The following is a 16531-nucleotide window of genomic DNA, read 5'->3' on the forward strand; positions in this document are numbered from 1 at the left end:
AATTTTCCCCGCAGCAGAGGTTCAGCTGCTGAACGTGTTAATCAGACGTCCTTGCCCGGGCTTCCATTTCTCGGATTAACGCGCGTGCTTCGTCACCTTCGGGAATCGGTCTGCCGCTGTCGCGCCATTCCACGGCGGCCTTGAACCCCTCGGCCTGAGCATAGCGACGGAACCAGAGCCCTTCGGGATTGTGCCTAGTGATGCCATCAAAGACGGTCGCCATCATCTGCGTTTGCTCCAGCCCCATGGTCAGCATCACCTGATTGACCACCATCTTGTGCATCGCCAGATGGCCCGAGGGGACGCCAGCGATCCGACGGGCCATTTTCATAGTCTCGGCCTCCAGCTGATCAACGGGTACGGAGTAATTTGCCAGCCCCCATTCGGCGGCCTGTTTGCCGCTGATCAAGTTGCCGGTGAACATCATCTCTTTCGCCCGTGTCGGACCCAAGCGATAGGTCCACATCGCCGTCGTGGGACAGCCCCAGACCCGCGTGGGCATGTATCCGATGCGGGCATCATCCGCCATCACCAGCATATCGCAGCACAAGGCGATGTCGCTGCCACCAGCCGCTGCGGCGCCATGCACTTTTGCAATGGTGGGTTTGCGGCATTTCCAGAGTGTCATGAAATCTTCGGTGTTCTTCTTCATCACCGCGTAATCCGCGATCGGGTCCCAGGGATAGCTTTCCTGCTGACACGGGTGGTCGATGTCCTGCTCGGCATAGGCCGACAGATCATAGCCACCGCAGAACCCCTTGCCCGCACCTTCGACAATAATGACATGCACCTGCTCGTTGTTTTCTGCCCATTCCACGGCCGCGCGAATGTCGCCCGGTGTTTCATCACAGATCGCATTCAACCGTTCGGGTCGGTTCAACAACAGGCGCGCAATGCGAGGTTCATCCGGATCATGGTCAATTCTCAGGGTGGTAAACTCGGGCATCTCGTCTCTCTCCTCCGGATGAATACGCGACCATGATTTTGCGGGCCTGACGGTGCGTCAATGGGAACATGGCGAAACGCACCCCACGACCCGACGTCACAAAGCACGGCGGCTTTGCCGCAGATGGGCGGCTTGACCCGGCTCAGATCCGCGCAGATGGTGCGAACAAGATGAGACCCAACCCACAGAAAAAGCGCACTTTGGCTTTGAACGCACGGCTTCCCGATTTGTTGGGATTGGTTGGCGTGCTCATGATTGCGCTTTTGGTCTGGGCCTCGCCCGCACCTTCCATGGGCATGACGCTAGAGGCCGAAACACATTGCCCGGCAGGGATGATCTGCCAAGGGTCGGACAATGACACAGGCTGTCAGGGCAATCTGTGCGGGGCTGAGCTTTCTACTCCGCTCGTCCCTGCATCCGCTCTTGAACGGCCTGGTCCTGTTGCCGAGGTGGCTTACCTCACCTTGGCTGCTGGCGTTCGACCAGAGTTCGATCCGCCACCTCCTCGTCTTTGCTCGTGACCGATCCCTCCACGCCTCCCGGCGTGAAATTTCGAACGAATTCGAGAAAACTCGATGCAAACTGCTAGATTGAACAAAAGTGCGCCTGACGCGCCCCCAAATGCCATGCCTATTGTCACCACTTGTCAGAGGGCGAGACCATGACGGACCACATGAACACCCGCCTCACGCGTCGCAGCTTTGTGGCCTCGGCTGCGGCGGCGACGCTGCTGCCTGTAACCGCGCGAGCCTCTGTCCCAACATTGACCGCACGGCCCGGACAGATCCGCCTGCTGCCCGATGAATACCCCGAAACAGAGGTCTGGGGCTTTGACGGACAGGTGCCCGGCCCGCTGATCCGACTGCGTCAGGGGCAGGCCTTGACCCGCAAGTTGGTCAACCAACTGCCCACGCCCACATCCATTCACTGGCACGGGTTGCGCCTTCCAAATGCGATGGATGGCGTGCCCGGTATGACCCAGGACGCCGTCCAGACCGGCGGGGATTTCACCTATAGTTTCACGCCACCCGATGCGGGCACCTATTGGTATCACTCGCACCATCAATCGACCGAACAAGTGGCGCGTGGCCTCTATGGTGTGTTGATCGTGGACGAAACCGAACCGCCAGATGTGGATCACGACCTGACGATGGTGCTGGATGACTGGCGGCTGACCCAGGATGGCAAGACTTCCGAGGACTTCGATCGTCCGCATGACTGGACACACGCCGGGCGGTTGGGGAACTTCATTCATGCCGTGAGCGTGCCTCAAGTGACCACTGTCCGCAAAAACGCCCGCCTGCGGCTGCGCCTGATCAATGTGGCCACCGACCGGATCATGGAGATCAGCCTGATCGGGTTAGAGGGCAAGATCGTCGCCTTCGACGGCATGCCATTGCTGCAACCACAAACGCCCGAGCGGCTGTTCATGGGGCCGGCACAACGGGTCGATCTGGTTGTCGACGTCACAGCTGATGAGGGCGAAGACGCGCTGATCGCCAGCCATGAACGCGACGGTGTCTTTGCGATTGTCGAGATGCCCGTTTCCGGCTCAAGCACCCGGCGGGGAAACATCCCCGCCCTGCCCGATAACCCACATCACCGACTGACGACGGTCAAAGATGCGCGCAAGGTCCCGCTCAAGATGGAGGGTGGCGCCATGGGCGGCCTGCGCGAGGCGACCTTCAAAGGACAACGTCTGAGCATTCAAGAGATGGTGCAACTGGGTCAGGCCTGGGCCTTCAACGGTGTGATTGGTATGCCGGACGAACCGCTGCTCCGCGCAAGCACAGGTGAAACAGTGATGATCGAGATGGTCAACGACACCGCCTTTGCCCACGCTATGCACCTGCACGGCCAGCACTTCCAAGAGGTCTTGGAAGATGGCAGCTTTGGCCCCCTGCGCGACACGCTGTTGATGGCGCGGGCTGAGACGCGCACAATCGCGTTCCGCGCCGACGCGCCGGGCAAGTGGTTGCTACACTGCCATATGCTGTCACATGCTGCCGCAGGCATGCGAACCTGGTTGCATGTGACCTGAATTGGGCGCGCAGGGCGATCTGCCTTGCGCCCTAATCCCCCAAACGTTTCGAATAGAGGTGATCGTAGTGCGGCTTCATCCGCCGATGCACCCGCTGTACCCGCTCGGGCGTGTTCTCAAGATTCACGTATTTGCGCTTTTGTGGCGTCAGCCCTGTCGATTTGGCCAGGTTTGCATGGAATGACCCGCCGTCCCACCAACTGTGCGCCGACGGATCACCACCCGGCTCCCAACTCAGCGCATCAGGCAGAAACGGAATATCGACCGCCTCGCAGAACGTCCGGGTCATGCGGTGCGGGTCTTCAAGCAGATCGTCGCTGTCGATCACTGGGGGCGCGATTCCGTTGAGCGCCGTCAGCAGATCAAAGAGCGCCCGCTGTTCCGGGAAACCCACCTCCAGCTCATCGAAATCGGGCCATTTGTTGTACATCGATGTGATGGTCTTGGCCGGGTCGCGGATCAGAAAGGCATGGGTGAAATGCGACAGGAACTCGGCATCCCACATATGGTTGATGTAATGCGGAAAGTCCTTGATGAATACCGGGCCTTGTTCCGCCCGCGCCCGGATGTCGTTCCAGACGCTTTCCAAGGTCAGACCGGGTGTGGTCTTTTCCCCTGCGGTAAAGCGTGGCCAAAGCGGGTCTTCGCCCTGATACCATGCCTCGCCAAAGGGTTCGTGCAGGCAATCAAGATCCCCGCGCTGCCGCATCATCCATTCAAACGCGGTCGAGGTCGACCGGGGCACCGCCCAAAGGGCAACGATCTTGTGCATGATTATCCTTTCAACGACGACAACAGGCGGCCCTGCCGTGTTTCAGGTGCCAGACCCAGTGTTTTGAACACTCGCCAGTAAAGCGCGATGTCGTGTCCAACGACTGGCTTGCCCAACCGCTCCTCAAGTGCGGCGTCATAATGGACCGGGCGCTGCGCGATCCCGTCTTCGGCGCGGCGATAGTTGCTCATGCCGTTGATCAGGTAGGCATCAACGTTAGGGGCTTGTTCAGCGGTGTAGTCAAAGGATTTCCAGATCAGATCCTCATCAAAGCACCAGATACAATCATCAACGTCTTGCTGAGAGGCGAACCACCCCTGATCAAAGAAATTCCCGGCCCAGACAACATCAAACCCCGCCTCACGCAGGAACCCCACGGTGCCTTGGTACCAGCTGGACGGGTGATAGCAGGCGTTCAGCGCAACCTTTTCCACGTTCAGTTCGCGCAGTGCCTCGACCATGGCGTAGCCAGCCATGTGAAACGGCGTCTCGTATTTATCCGACAGCATCTCGCAGTGCTGGCGGATGCCTTCCACCCCCAGCCCGCTGGCATGGACCCAGTTCGACCCCACCTGCCCGCAAGCGTCCGCGCCATTGTTGGCCATACACTCCATGAACTCTTCGAGCAGGCCAAAGTTCTTTTTTCGCTGATCCAGCCGGTGTTCATAATCCGGCACATGCAGCATCCGGCCATGCACGCCGACGCTGCGCGGGGCCATGCGCAAAAAATCTGACGGGGCCGCATCAAAATCATGCGGTGGACACGTGAAGCCGACCTGATAAGGAAAGAGTTTCACCTTTGGGTCGCGCCACTTCGGCGGCTTTTGATATTGGCTCATGGTGTGGACACCGAATTGTTTACGTCAGATGACCTGATGCTGTCGCAACCTCAGTGGCAAATCCATTGCTTTCGCAGGTCAGGAACCATATCAATTTTGATATGACTAACCGACGATATGCCCTCCCCTCGATCTCGGCCCTGATCGCGTTCGAGGCCGTGGCCCGACGCAAGGGTTTTGCGCGCGCGGCAGAAGAGCTCAACACCTCGCAGCCTGCCATAAGCCGCCACATCCGCAATCTTGAGATCCGCTTTGGCACGCGGTTGTTTCACCGCGACGGCCATGATGTGCGCCTGACCCCTGCAGGTGAAGGGTTCTACGCCTCGGCCTTGCAGGCGTTGGATGGGTTACAACAGGCGGTGGATACGGTGGCCGAGACCGCGCCCGAGGTCACGCTGGCCAGTTCGCACGCGGTGTCGCACCTGCTGTTGATGCCCCGCTACCGCGATCTGAGGCGCGCCTTGGGTAAAGGGGTCGAGCTGCGGTTTCTGACCGCGGAATACCATCTGATCGGAGCCGCCATCGAAACCGGCGCCGATATCGTCTTTGAATACGCCCGCACCGCGCCCAACCGGGACCATGTGCTGATTTGCCGGGAAGAAGTCAAGCCCGTGGGCACGCCCGAGGTGATCGCGCAGGCGATGGCGGCTTTGAAGAACGAGGCCGCCCCTCCGGGCCTGTTGGAACTGCAGCAAAAGAACCTGGGCTGGACCACCTGGGCCAGATGGCAGGCAGCGCATCCAGAAACTGCGGGTTGGACGGAATGCGACGCGCACGACAACTATGTCTATCTGCTGGAAATGGCGGCATCGGGCGCAGGGCTGGCCCTGGGGTGGCGCGGATTTGTCGGCGGGTACCTGGATCGGGGGGCTCTGGTTGGGTTGCCGGGTGACTGGTTCGCGACAGATGTCGGGATCTATGCCCGGTTGACCCGAAATGGCGAACGCAACGACAAGGCGCAGGCCTGCCTGGCGGCGCTGAAAACCCTGTCCGACATATGAAAAGCCGCAAGGGTGCTCACCCCTGCGGCCTTGATTTGGTTCGGGCCGCCAAGTTCGGCGGCCCTGCTCACATTACTCGGCGGGTTCTGCCACGCCTGCTTTATCGCGGTGACTGTCGCGATAGAGCGCCTTGGCCAAGGCCACACACATCAGACCCATGACCATGGTGAATGGCAACGCGCCGATGATCATCGCATTGCGCAAGGCGTCCATCGGATTGTTCTCACCCGCAGCCAGGATCAGCGCACCGATCACGGCGGTCAGGATCAGACCCCAGACGATCTTGTGCTTGTTGCCGACCTCTTGGTCGCCACCCGACATGATGGTGTTCATCACCAGGATGCCCGAGTCTGCCGAAGTTACCAGGAAGGTCATGATCAGAACCACACACATGATGGTCAGACCGGACAGCAGGCCACCTTCGATCATCTGCCCCAGAGTGACGAACAGCTTGGCGGTGTTTGATGCGCCAATGATTGCGCCCTCTGCGCCGCCTGTCAGTTCCAGGTCGATCGCGGTGCCGCCCAGGATTGTCATCCAGGCAAAGCAGACAAGCGCCGGGGCAAAGACACAGCCCACGATGAACTCGCGCACAGTGCGACCCTTCGAGATACGCGCCAGGAACAGACCCACGAAGGGCGAGAAGGCAATCCACCAGGCCCAGTAGAAAGTGGTCCAACCGGCTTGCCAGCCGAACTGACGCGCAGGTTCACCAGCGGCATAAGCCGCCATCAGGACATCATCCGACAGCGCTGCCGCGTCACCTTCCAGACCCGATTTGAAGCCTGCAAAGGATCCCCAAGCGTTGGTTGCTCCACCGCGCAGAGTATCGGCAAAGGGTGCTGCTTCGCTCGGCAGACCAGCAGCAAATTCAGCCGCGGATTGCGGTCCAAATGCGCCGAAGCTAAGCGAGATGAAGTGCATCATATAATCGACGAATGCCGACGCATATGTCGTCATCGCAAACAGGAACGAACCAAACGCCACGAAGGTAAACAGCAAGATCAACGACAGAACCAGGTTCAGGTTCGACAGGTATTTCACCCCGCGTCCAACCCCCGACACCGCCGAGATGATCGACAGGCCCATGATTACGATCAGACCAGCAAGCAGACCAACCGTACCCGGAGCAGGTGCTTCACCCGTCATGTCCATCATCCATTCCATTCCGGTGATCGCATAAACACCGTCGATGAACTGCGACACACCGAAACCGATGGTCACGGACACACCAAGGATCGTTGCAACAACGCCCAGGACGTCAACGACGTGGCCCAGGAAACCGTTCATCAACTTGCCGAACAAAGGCGTCAGCGCGGTGCGAATGGTCAGCGGCATGTTGCGCGTGTAGGCATAGTAAGCCAGCGACAGCCCGGTCACCACGTAGATAGCCCACGCATGGAATCCATAGTGCAGGAACGTGTAACGATAGCCGGACTGCAGCGCCGCTTCGGTGTTTGGAGCAACCTCTTGCGAGATCACGACGGGGTTGGAGCCCCACAGACCCAGAGGTTCGGCCGTGGCAAAGACCATCAGACCAACACCCAGACCGGCGCCAAACATCATCGAAAACCACGAGAAGTTCGAGAATTCGGGCGCTTCGCCCGGTGTTCCCATGATTTTCTTACCTGTCCCCGGCAGCAACGCCACCACGAACAAGAAGAAGGCAAAAAGACCCACGATCACGATGTAGAAGCCGTTAAAGGTTTCCAACAAACGGCCGTTCAGGCTGCCAAGAACGCCGTTGGCGTTGGCAGGCCAGACGAGCGCCCAGATCACAAGTGCGACCATGATGGATTTGCTGAGCAAAGCGATTTCAACGCTGTGCCCCTCATAGAACCCACCCGAAGATCGCTTGATCTCCAGATCGGTGAAGGGTTGCTTGATTGACATGTGTTTCCTCCCTGTTCGCACGTGTCCCTTGGTTCGGATGGAGAGAGTTATTCTGGCCGCCACGCTCCGAACCGGACGTCGCGACCTTGGGTTTAGGTCAGGATGGCTTCGATTTTCTCCAAGGTTGCCACATTCACCGCTACACCGTTTGACTGTGCGGCCAGCCGCTTGGACCGGCGGCCATCACCGGGCAAATGTGCGCCGGATTGGTCACGGATCACTTGAACGAGACCGGCAATACCGGTGGCAAAAGCGTCACCTGCAGTGGCCTTTGGGTCGATTGCAATGAACATTTGGCCGGTTTTTGGTGGTCCGCCCGCAGTTCCCGAGAAGGGCGAAGCATGCACGCCAAGTGTTGCGCCGGTCAGTGCCGCGGCCATAACTTCGGTAAGAATCGCCACACCGACGCCCTTGTATCCACCCGACGGCGCCATCGACCCCTTGAGGCCCACGTTCGGGTCTGTTGTGGGATTGCCATCGGCATCAAGCGCCCAGCCAACCGGGATCGCCTTGCCTTCGCGGGCGTGTTTCATGACCTCGCTTTTGGCGATGGTGCTGGCGCTTTGGTCGATGAGCAGCGCGGGCTGACCGTCGGTGCCCGGCACCGCGATGGAAAACGGGTTGGTGCCCACGACCGGCTTGGCCCCGCCAGACGGCGCGATAGATGCCGGCGCATTGGTGAACCCAAGCCCGACCAGCCCCTCCTGCGCCAGACGCCAGGTGTGATAGCCCAGAACCCCGCAGTTATAGCTGTTGCGAATTGCCAGCACAGCGATACCCTGCGCACGCGCGGCTGGGATCAAGGCGTCGAAACCGGCGTCAATCGCGGCATGGGCAAACCCCGTGGCCGCATCCACGTTTACCACACCCGGCGTCGGCTTTTCGACAGTCGGGATCGCAGCACCATCCACCTTGCCGCATTGCACATGCTCGCAATAGATCGGGATATAGGCCAAGCCATGGCTGGCGACGCCGTCGGCCTCGGTCGCGGCCGTAGCGACCGCGAGCGGTCTTGCGTTGGCCTCGGACGTGCCCGCAGCCACTAGGGCGCGGAACGACAGATCTTCGATTTCTGCGAGTGTGAGCGTGCGGGTCTCGATCATGGTGTGGCCTTTTATCAGTCGTTGTCGGAAAGCCCGGCACCGGCACCCAACAGACGGGATTCCTCGGTGGCGGGGGCATAGGTCTTGTGCGCCAAACGGTTCAGGGCGTTCCAATCCGCAGGGCGTGGTGTTGCGCGGGTTTTGCGCACAGAAGACACGGGCAGGTCGCCCCCAAGCGTGACGGTCACTGTCTGGGCCATTGCAGGCCAATCCGCCGTCGCCGACACGATGTGGCCATCCGTGCAGACGGTCATGCCATCACAGTCCAGCGTCACCGGTGTCTTCAACTGTCGCGCTGCCAGAGCAGCAAAGGGCAACAGAAGCACAGGAGAAGCGACACGCTCTATGACCATTGGATGCGAGGTCAGCAAATGCGCGCTGTCCGAGAGCAGGCACCCGGTGCGCAGCGGGCACAAGTCCCCCTCGCCCGCCAACACCCCGTCAAGGGATTTTGGTGCGTGCAAACTGCAATCAGACTGTTCCAGCAAGTCAGCCAGATGCCCGACCCCGTCCACATCATGGGCGCACAGCCAGCGGGTTGCCTTGGCCGCGTCTTCGGCCAACCCCCAGGAAAAACCCGCGCCGCGTGTGGCGCGTTTGGCGGTCGCTTCGACCTCGTTCAAGGAATAGCTCACACCGCGCCCTCCTGCGGATAGACCCAATGGTCCGCCGTTTCGGTCGTCAGGTCCTCGGGGTATGGCGCGCCCGCGTACATGCAGATCCGCACCCAGCGGTCGGAACGCGGATCGAAATGCGTGGCCCCAAAGAACGAAAGCTTTGCCCGCAGCATGTCGATGGGCAGCACCTGTGCGCTGATCGTGTTGTCGCGGATCTCGCCATAGGGCGCCACCCGGCTCATTTGGGCGCGTCGGACGGTGTGGCGGTGTTCGGGATGCTCCAGCAGAAAGGCCGCGACAGTTCCCTGACGACCGTTCAGTGCCCGATGGGCCAAAACCGCATCCCGTGCCGGTGCAAGGGGCTGTTCATAGTCGGCAATGGGTTCGTCAAATCGCTCTCCCATGCGCGGCTCCAGCTTCTCTTCGGACACGTACCAGGCCCGCGCGCAGTTCTCGGGCGCGTCCCAGTCCAGATCCAATGCCCAGCCAAAGCTCTCTTGGATCAGGTCACGCACCTCGGTCACGTCCATCGACCCTTCGATGGAAAAAGCCGCACCGTTGCTGTCGGCCATGCACGATGTCAAACCGTCCACAAGGTCGGGGTAAGGTTCCAGGATCAGCGAAGCGACGAGTTCTTGCCCCTCTTCACTCAGGGCCCCCTCAGCCCAAGTCATCAAACGGTCCCAAGGATAATCAGTGATCAAATCGTCTGCGCCGACAAGAGAGGTGAGCGCCAACAAATCGGTTTTCAGCGCTGCCAGTTTCTCGATCTGGATTGGATGCTCTGAGCGCCAGCGGTCGACCGAAACTTCGCTCCGACGCAGCATTCTGCGAAACACCTGCGCCTCGCTTTCGGTCGCCTCGCTCACCGACCGCACACGTGCAATGGCCTCTTCGCGCACCATGATCCAGTTGTTGAACAGGATGGGATGGTTGACGATGAAGGGCGCCATGCCCAATCCCGTCGAATTGCCGATCCCCAATCGCCGTGCGATGGCCAAATCCAGAGGAACCGCCGCATCGCCCCCCTTGGCACGGGCCATATGCTGCACCAGATCCCGCACAAACGTGCGTGTCAGAAACACGGATAGCATCTCGGCCTGAAAAGGGGCCTGAACTTCGGCACGACCCGCGATCTTTTCCCGGTCCGCAGCGCCAAATTTGCCCGAGCCGTAAACGGCCGTGGTGCGCATCAGATAGCCCACCTTGTCGATCTGGTCAAAATCCGGTTGCTGCCCTGCCGCCAGACGATCCACCACATGCGCCCACAGGCGCACCGAGCGATTGGCGCGTGACAACGACAGCTCGCTCTCGCTGACCCGTCCTGCCTCTTGCAGCGGCACGTTTTGTGACAGCCGTTCAATATCCGCCTCAGTCGGAACCCCGTCAAACAGTGCAAATGTGGCATCCCAGGCCTCGGCAATCACCCGGTCCGAGCGCATCTCGGGCGGCAGGTCATGGGCAAAAGCCACCAGCGAATAGGTCCGCTCTGGCCCCTTGGCCGAATAGACCGCGCAGCCCACCCCGTTTTCATCAATCCGAAACACCGGACGCGAAAAGCTCCAGTTTTCCTGCGCCATGCGGCGGGTCAGCTGCCGCATGAAGCTCAGGCGGCATTGATGCAGCGACCCCAACCGCGACAGGCGCATCACTGTCGCTGGGTCTCGCCGGGGGATGGTGGTCTGCGCAGGTGCTTCCATGACCGTTATCCTTTTGGGGTGAAGTTTTCAGCGAAGAACCGATACCAGTTCCCGCCCATGATCCCGTCAATTTCGTCCGCGCTCAGACCGGTCGCACTCAGCCCCTGACGGATGTTGCCAAAGTGGCGGTTGTCTTCAAACCAGCTGGGCATCGGAGGGAAGCCAGGATTGCTGGCAGATCCCTCGCCATAGTCTATTTCCTTGGTCCACCGCCCCACGCGCATCCATTCGACGATGCTGTCGGGCTGATCCTGACACAGGTCAGTGCCGATGCCCAAATGTTCTGCCCCATACTTTTCAGCCGTTCGCGCGATCATTTCGCAAAAGCTGTCCAGCGTGCAGTCGGATTTGTCTTTCAGGTGATGAGGGTAGACCGAAAACCCAAGCATCCCACCATTTTCCGTCACCGCGCGAATAACGCTCTCGCGCTTGTTGCGCAGCGCGGGCTGCCATTCATGAGGGTTGGCGTGGGTGATGGCGATGGGACGTTCCGAGATTTCGGCCGCCTCAATGGTCGAACGATCCGCCGAGTGGCTCATGTCCACCACCAGGCCCACGCGGTTCATTTCCTTGATAACCTGCTTGCCCATGCGGGTGATGCCCGCGTCCTCATCCTCGTAACATCCCGTCGCGAGCAATGACTGGTTGTTATAAGTGAGCTGCATGAACCGCGCACCAAGGGTGTGCAGGATTTCAACAAGGCCGATGTCATCTTCGATTGGGCTGGGGTTCTGAAAGCCAAAGAACACTGCCGTACGCCCGGTTTCCCGCGCGACGTCGATATCGCTGGCCCATTGACCCTTCATGATCAGATCGGGGTACTGCTCGAACCAGCGGTTCCACTTTTCAAAATTCAGAACCGTTTCGCGAAAGTTCTCATGGTACGAAATGGTGACGTGGATTGCGTCAACGCCACCCTCACGCAGTTGGCGAAAGACCTTTTCCGACCAGTTCACATATTGCAGCCCGTCGATCAGGTACCCGGACATGTCGTTCTCCCTTGGATCACTCACGATCTGAGCTGCGCCCAACGTCTTAAGCCGGGCGCATGCCTTGCAATTTGCTTACACCGGGCCTGCGCTGATGTAGGCGGTTTTGACAGTGGTATAGAACTCGGCCGCCGCCTTGCCCTGCTCGCGCGGGCCATAGGAGCTGTCACCGCGCCCACCGAAAGGCACGTGATAGTCGGTCCCTGCGGTTGGCAGGTTCACGGTCACGACGCCCGTGCGCGCATTGCGTCGGAAATGGGTAGCGCGGGCCAGTGACTTGGTCACGATCCCCGAGGTCAGGCCAAAGTTGGTGTCGTTCACGACACTCAGCGCCTCGTCATAGCTGCCCACCTTGATCACGGACGTCAGAGGGGCAAACATCTCTTCGCGGTTGATGCGCATGTCGTTGGTGGTGTTCAGAAACACGCCGGGCGACATGTAGAACCCCTGATGCGGCATGTCCAAACGCGCGCCACCGCAGGCCAGCTCGGCCCCTTCGGTTTTGCCCAGATCAACGTAAGCCAGGTTCTCCTGCAGCTGCTGTTCACTGACCACAGGCCCCATCTGAACGCCATCTTCCAGGGCATGGCCAACTTTCATCGCCTGTGCACCAGCCACCAGCTTTTCCACGAAAGCGTCGTGGATGCCGGCATGAACCACCAGACGCGACGAGGCCGTGCATTTCTGACCAGTGCCGCCGAACGCGCCACCCAGGGCAAGCGATACAGCTAGATCCAAATCGGCGTCGTCCATCACTGCCAGCGCGTTCTTTGAGCCCATCTCCATCTGTACCTTGGTCAGGTTCTGGATCGCGGCGGCGGCAATGCCCTTGCCGACAGGGACCGACCCCGTGAAGGAGATCGCGTTGACCTTGGGGCTTTCGACCAGACGCTGACCGATAGAGCGACCCGATCCCATGACCAGCGAGAACAGACCCTTGGGAATGTCCTGACGTTCAATGATCTCGGTCAGGGCAACAGCCGAGGCTGGTGTGATGTTGGCCGGCTTCCAGACAACCGCGTTGCCATAGCAGAGCGCCGGCGCGATTTTCCATGAGGCGGTCGCCGTGGGGAAGTTCCACGGGCTGATGATCGCGACAACGCCAACGGCTTCGCGGCGCACGTCTACTTCGATGTCGGGGCGCACTGAATCCGCGTTTTCGCCGATCTGACGCAGGCATTCGGCCGCGTAGTAGGTAAAGAACTGACCAGCGCGATAAACCTCGCCCTTGCCTTCGGCCAGCGGTTTGCCCTCTTCCCGGCTGAGCAGCGTGCCAAGTTCTTCGGCCCGCGCCATCATTTCGTTGCCGATGGCGTTCAATACAGCCTGCTTGCGCTCCAACCCGTATGCGGCCCATTCGGCCTGGGCGATGCGTGCCTGATCGAGCGTCGCATCGAGCTGATCGGCACTGGCTTGAGTGAACATGCCAACCAGATCGCTCAGATCCGAAGGGTTGCGGTTTTCGATTTCGCTTTCGCCCGCCAGCCATTCGCCAGCGATCAGGTTCAGTTTGGTCACGGTACGCCCCAGACAACAGATTTCAGTTTGGAACAGGATGGACTTTGACGACCACATCAGTCAAATTCAATTAACTCAAACTTATTTCAGAAACACTGAAGTCATGTCGATCAAACTGGAAACTCTACGCACCTTTTGCACCGTGGCCCAAACCGGCAACCTGGCCGAGGCTGCCGACCGCCTTGGCCGCACGCAATCGGCAGTTTCAATGACCCTCAAGCAGTTCGAAGAGCATCTGGGGCGCAAACTGTTTCAGGGCGAGCGCAAGGCACAGTTGTCAGCCCTTGGGGAAGAGGTCTTTGAACAAGCCCTGAAACAGGTGCGCGCCTACGACGAAACCATCCAAGGTATCGAAGGCGCGGCACAGTCGCGCCACGGGCAGATCCGCATCGCTTCGGTCCCCTCGGTGGCGGCGGTGGTGTTTCCGGCCGTAACAGATCATATGACGAAACGCTTCCCCGGCGTGAAGATCGAGCTGCGCGATACCCATACGTCACAGGTGTTGGACGCCCTTCTGAGCGGGCGCGCAGACATTGGCATTGCCTCTGGTCACCATCCGTTGAACGGGATCGAAGCCGTTCCGCTTTTTCGTGACCCCTTTGGGTTGATCGCCTCCGCAGATCATCCACTGGCGCGGGCCCCGCAGCATCCAACATTGGCCGAAGTGGTCACCCGAAAGTTCGTCAAGAACGCACTGTGTGATCTGATCCAAACGCCCGATTTTCTGAGTGCGGTTGGCATATCCGATGTGACGATCCAGAACACCCTGTCGTTGGTCGCAATGGTACAGACCAAAGACTGGGTGACGATCCTGCCGCAAACCGTGACCCGTTTTCTGCCCCAATCCGTCATTTTTCGCCCCATTAGGGACCTGCCGGATCAGCGTGAAGTATTTTTGTATGTCCGAACCCGCTCACCTTACGCGTCCATCACGCGGGACTGCGCCGAGTTTATCCAGTCGCGGGATTGGAGTTGTACACTCCCGCAGTCAGGTCCTGATGCGGTTTCATGAACGCCAAGATTGCTTTCGCATGTCGTTGGCCTGCCGTGCTGCACCCCCCATAAGGCAGTTACTGGAACCCTTGATCAATTGTGTGATTTACCCTCAGGGGGACTTTGCAAAGTTCATCAAACGGCCCATCGGAGACCTTCATATTGGTCCTGTGATGCTGCGCTTGCAGCCCGCATAGCTGTCTTCGCTGTGCCTGCTCGATATCGATAGAGACCAAGGTCTAAAGAGCGGAGTTTATGGACGTTTTGCTAACCCACTCGCGCAGCCGATAATTTGACGCGGTCACTCATCCGCCGAACCCAGCGACTTTGGGAAGCCACGTGGACAAGGCTGGGAAGGCAAAGACGATTATCAGTCCCAGAAACATCAGCGCCGCATAGGGCAATGAGCCGCGAATGACGTCCCACAACGGAGCCTTGGCAATGCCTTTGATGACGAAGAGGTTCATTCCCACAGGGGGTGTGATCAGTGCCAACTCGAGGTTGATCATCAACAGTATACCATACCAGATCGGATCGATGCCAAGCGCCACCATGACCGGAAAGACAATTGGTGTCGTGATCAGAATGATCGAAATTGTCTCGAGAAACATGCCCAACACCAGGATCAAACACATCACCGCGACAACAAACATTGCCGGGTTCAGACCGATGGCCGTGACCTGTTCCATAATTTCAATGGGAAGACGGATGATCGTCACGGCGTGGCCAAATAGCGCCGCTGCTGCCAGTATCATGAACAGCATGGCCGTTGTACGCACCGTCTCGAACGCAGTGAGCCAAAGGTCATGCAGACCGAAGTTACGGTAAATCACGACGCTGATGATCAGCGCATAAAGGCACCCGATGGCTGCGGCTTCGGTCGCGGTAAAAATACCCAAATAAATGCCGCCCAAAACAACCGGTGGCATCAACAGGGCCCAGATCGATTGCTTCATACGTGCCCAGATAAGACCCATGCCCGCAAAGGGCTGAGCGACGACCGCACCACCGAACCCGGCGCTGATCATTGCCCAGGCAGCAAAGATCGCAGCCATCATGATACCTGGGATCAGCCCGGCCAGAAACAGCGCCCCGATCGAAGCCTCGGTCACGATCGCGTAGAGGATCAGCGGCCCCGATGGCGGGATCAAAATGCCCAGTGTGCCGCCCGCAGCGATCACGCCGTAGGAATAGCTAGGTCGGTAATTAAAGCGCTTCATCTGCGGGATGGCCGTCGAACCGATGGTCAGCGCGGTGGCAACAGAAGAGCCAGAGATGGCCGCAAAGATGGTACAGGAAAGGATCGTGGCGACCCCGAGCCCCCCGCGCAAATGGCCGACCAACGCGTTGGCCGCATCATAAAGGTCTTTTACAACACCCGCGCGGATCATCACATGAGCCATGAAGGCAAACATCGGGATGGCCGTCAGAAGGCCATTGTTGAGCTTGGCAAAGACTGTGTCGGCGGCGCTGTTCACATTGCCTTCGGTCAGCAGCATGATGATCAGCGAAGTCAGACCGAGACCGGCAAAAATGGGCATGCCCGTCAAAAGAAGAACAATCAAACCGGACAAAATCAAAAAAGTCGTCATGGGCGGCGTACCGTCAAAAGAGTGAAGATGCGGGCCATTGCCGCCAAAATAAGGATACCCATGCCAATCAACAGGAACCCTTGCGGGATCCACATTTGAACACCCAGATATCCGTCCGAATAGACACCAAAATCGTAGGAAAATTGAACCATGAGAACGGCGCTGTAGAGGATGGCGGACGCCACAAGGATCACTCCGATCATCCCCCATAGTTCAACCAACCACTGCATGCGCGGTCCCGCGCGTTCGGTAAGCAAATCAACGCCAAAGTGCTCGCCACGTAAAAGCACTTCGCCAGCGCCCAGAGCAACCATCGCCACAACGATGAAGCCATTGAGCTCGTCCGAGAATGTGACCGGAGTTCCGAGCACATACCGCATGAATACACTGTAACTGACCACCCCGAAGACGATGAGCACCAACAGTGCGGCTACGCCCGCGCCGGACAGCGTGACAAGGCGTATTGCCCGTTCTACCCCTGAGACCGCAAGGGTCCCAGAAGCAGTGGTTTCAGGATCGAGCTTCAC

15 protein-coding genes are annotated in these 16531 nt (G+C 59.2%); 4 read left to right on the plus strand and 11 right to left on the minus strand.

The genetic code is table 11. The features are described 5' to 3' along the window. Positions 1 to 37 precede the first annotated feature (37 nt). Positions 38 to 946: a crotonase/enoyl-CoA hydratase family protein gene (locus tag TRM7615_RS11920; RefSeq protein WP_108787741.1), complete on the minus strand. Its 909-nt coding sequence runs from the start codon at positions 944 to 946 to the stop codon at positions 38 to 40. A gap of 68 nt (positions 947 to 1014) precedes the next feature. Between TRM7615_RS11920 and TRM7615_RS25335 the strand changes: the two genes are divergently transcribed. Further along, the gene (locus TRM7615_RS25335) at positions 1015 to 1467 is read left to right on the plus strand and encodes a hypothetical protein (RefSeq protein ID WP_125133675.1); all 453 of its coding nucleotides are present in this window, start codon (positions 1015 to 1017) and stop codon (positions 1465 to 1467) included. 152 nt (positions 1468 to 1619) lie between these two features. Further along, entirely contained in the window at positions 1620 to 2987 is a 1368-nt protein-coding gene (locus TRM7615_RS11925; RefSeq protein WP_108787999.1) for a multicopper oxidase family protein, read from the plus strand. 31 nt (positions 2988 to 3018) lie between these two features. Here TRM7615_RS11925 and TRM7615_RS11930 read toward each other — a convergent pair whose 3' ends face one another. Together TRM7615_RS11930 and TRM7615_RS11935 are read right to left on the minus strand one after the other, a co-directional pair. Further along, the gene (locus TRM7615_RS11930) at positions 3019 to 3759 is read right to left on the minus strand and encodes a sulfotransferase-like domain-containing protein (protein ID WP_108787743.1); all 741 of its coding nucleotides are present in this window, start codon (positions 3757 to 3759) and stop codon (positions 3019 to 3021) included. A 2-nt stretch (positions 3760 to 3761) separates the two neighbouring features. Continuing rightward, the gene (locus TRM7615_RS11935) at positions 3762 to 4598 is read right to left on the minus strand and encodes a hypothetical protein (RefSeq protein ID WP_108787745.1); all 837 of its coding nucleotides are present in this window, start codon (positions 4596 to 4598) and stop codon (positions 3762 to 3764) included. Positions 4599 to 4699: 101 nt separating this feature from the next. Between TRM7615_RS11935 and TRM7615_RS11940 the strand changes: the two genes are divergently transcribed. Then, entirely contained in the window at positions 4700 to 5599 is a 900-nt protein-coding gene (locus TRM7615_RS11940) for a LysR family transcriptional regulator (protein ID WP_108787747.1), read from the plus strand. A gap of 72 nt (positions 5600 to 5671) precedes the next feature. On the opposite strand, the gene TRM7615_RS11945 is transcribed toward TRM7615_RS11940, so the two are convergent. The 6 genes from TRM7615_RS11945 to TRM7615_RS11970 form a co-directional block, all read right to left on the minus strand. Continuing rightward, entirely contained in the window at positions 5672 to 7492 is a 1821-nt protein-coding gene (locus tag TRM7615_RS11945) for a BCCT family transporter (RefSeq protein WP_108787749.1), read from the minus strand. A 92-nt stretch (positions 7493 to 7584) separates the two neighbouring features. Continuing rightward, positions 7585 to 8595, minus strand: a complete 1011-nt coding sequence (locus TRM7615_RS11950) for an Ldh family oxidoreductase (RefSeq protein WP_108787751.1) — start codon at positions 8593 to 8595, stop codon at positions 7585 to 7587. Positions 8596 to 8609: 14 nt separating this feature from the next. Continuing rightward, a complete protein-coding gene (locus TRM7615_RS11955) occupies positions 8610 to 9230 on the minus strand; it encodes a DUF3726 domain-containing protein (protein ID WP_108787753.1) in 621 nt (206 codons plus the stop codon). Then, positions 9227 to 10912 carry a hypothetical protein gene (locus TRM7615_RS11960; protein ID WP_108787755.1) on the minus strand — a complete coding sequence of 562 codons (1686 nt, stop codon included), beginning with the start codon at positions 10910 to 10912 and terminating at the stop codon, positions 9227 to 9229. Before TRM7615_RS11960 ends, TRM7615_RS11955 begins: the two co-directional genes overlap by 4 nt. 5 nt (positions 10913 to 10917) lie before the next feature. After that, on the minus strand, positions 10918 to 11901 hold the full coding sequence (locus TRM7615_RS11965; protein WP_108787757.1) for a membrane dipeptidase: 984 nt from the start codon (positions 11899 to 11901) through the stop codon (positions 10918 to 10920). A 75-nt stretch (positions 11902 to 11976) separates the two neighbouring features. Beyond that, positions 11977 to 13476, minus strand: coding sequence for an aldehyde dehydrogenase family protein (locus tag TRM7615_RS11970; protein ID WP_370739804.1), 1500 nt, complete (start codon positions 13474 to 13476; stop codon positions 11977 to 11979). A 46-nt stretch (positions 13477 to 13522) separates the two neighbouring features. On the opposite strand from TRM7615_RS11970, the gene TRM7615_RS11975 reads away from it, so the two are divergent. Further along, a complete protein-coding gene (locus tag TRM7615_RS11975) occupies positions 13523 to 14431 on the plus strand; it encodes a LysR family transcriptional regulator (protein WP_108787759.1) in 909 nt (302 codons plus the stop codon). Positions 14432 to 14717: 286 nt separating this feature from the next. On the opposite strand, the gene TRM7615_RS11980 is transcribed toward TRM7615_RS11975, so the two are convergent. Both TRM7615_RS11980 and TRM7615_RS11985 read right to left on the minus strand, forming a co-directional pair. Next, positions 14718 to 16004 carry a TRAP transporter large permease gene (locus TRM7615_RS11980; RefSeq protein ID WP_108787761.1) on the minus strand — a complete coding sequence of 429 codons (1287 nt, stop codon included), beginning with the start codon at positions 16002 to 16004 and terminating at the stop codon, positions 14718 to 14720. Next, positions 16001 to 16531, minus strand: a complete 531-nt coding sequence (locus TRM7615_RS11985; protein WP_108787763.1) for a TRAP transporter small permease subunit — start codon at positions 16529 to 16531, stop codon at positions 16001 to 16003. Before TRM7615_RS11985 ends, TRM7615_RS11980 begins: the two co-directional genes overlap by 4 nt.

Origin of the sequence: Falsiruegeria mediterranea M17, from assembly GCF_900302455.1 — a bacterium.
Lineage (GTDB): Bacteria > Pseudomonadota > Alphaproteobacteria > Rhodobacterales > Rhodobacteraceae > Falsiruegeria > Falsiruegeria mediterranea.

Coding starts and splice junctions, on each gene's coding strand:
- TRM7615_RS11920 (WP_108787741.1), bottom strand. CDS start 946: ATGCCCGAGTTTACCACCCTGAGAATTGACCATGATCCGGATGAACCT.
- TRM7615_RS25335 (WP_125133675.1), top strand. CDS start 1,015: ATGGCGAAACGCACCCCACGACCCGACGTCACAAAGCACGGCGGCTTT.
- TRM7615_RS11925 (WP_108787999.1), top strand. CDS start 1,620: ATGAACACCCGCCTCACGCGTCGCAGCTTTGTGGCCTCGGCTGCGGCG.
- TRM7615_RS11930 (WP_108787743.1), bottom strand. CDS start 3,759: ATGCACAAGATCGTTGCCCTTTGGGCGGTGCCCCGGTCGACCTCGACC.
- TRM7615_RS11935 (WP_108787745.1), bottom strand. CDS start 4,598: ATGAGCCAATATCAAAAGCCGCCGAAGTGGCGCGACCCAAAGGTGAAA.
- TRM7615_RS11940 (WP_108787747.1), top strand. CDS start 4,700: ATGACTAACCGACGATATGCCCTCCCCTCGATCTCGGCCCTGATCGCG.
- TRM7615_RS11945 (WP_108787749.1), bottom strand. CDS start 7,492: ATGTCAATCAAGCAACCCTTCACCGATCTGGAGATCAAGCGATCTTCG.
- TRM7615_RS11950 (WP_108787751.1), bottom strand. CDS start 8,595: ATGATCGAGACCCGCACGCTCACACTCGCAGAAATCGAAGATCTGTCG.
- TRM7615_RS11960 (WP_108787755.1), bottom strand. CDS start 10,912: ATGGAAGCACCTGCGCAGACCACCATCCCCCGGCGAGACCCAGCGACA.
- TRM7615_RS11965 (WP_108787757.1), bottom strand. CDS start 11,901: ATGTCCGGGTACCTGATCGACGGGCTGCAATATGTGAACTGGTCGGAA.
- TRM7615_RS11970 (WP_370739804.1), bottom strand. CDS start 13,476: ATGTGGTCGTCAAAGTCCATCCTGTTCCAAACTGAAATCTGTTGTCTG.
- TRM7615_RS11975 (WP_108787759.1), top strand. CDS start 13,523: ATGTCGATCAAACTGGAAACTCTACGCACCTTTTGCACCGTGGCCCAA.
- TRM7615_RS11980 (WP_108787761.1), bottom strand. CDS start 16,004: ATGACGACTTTTTTGATTTTGTCCGGTTTGATTGTTCTTCTTTTGACG.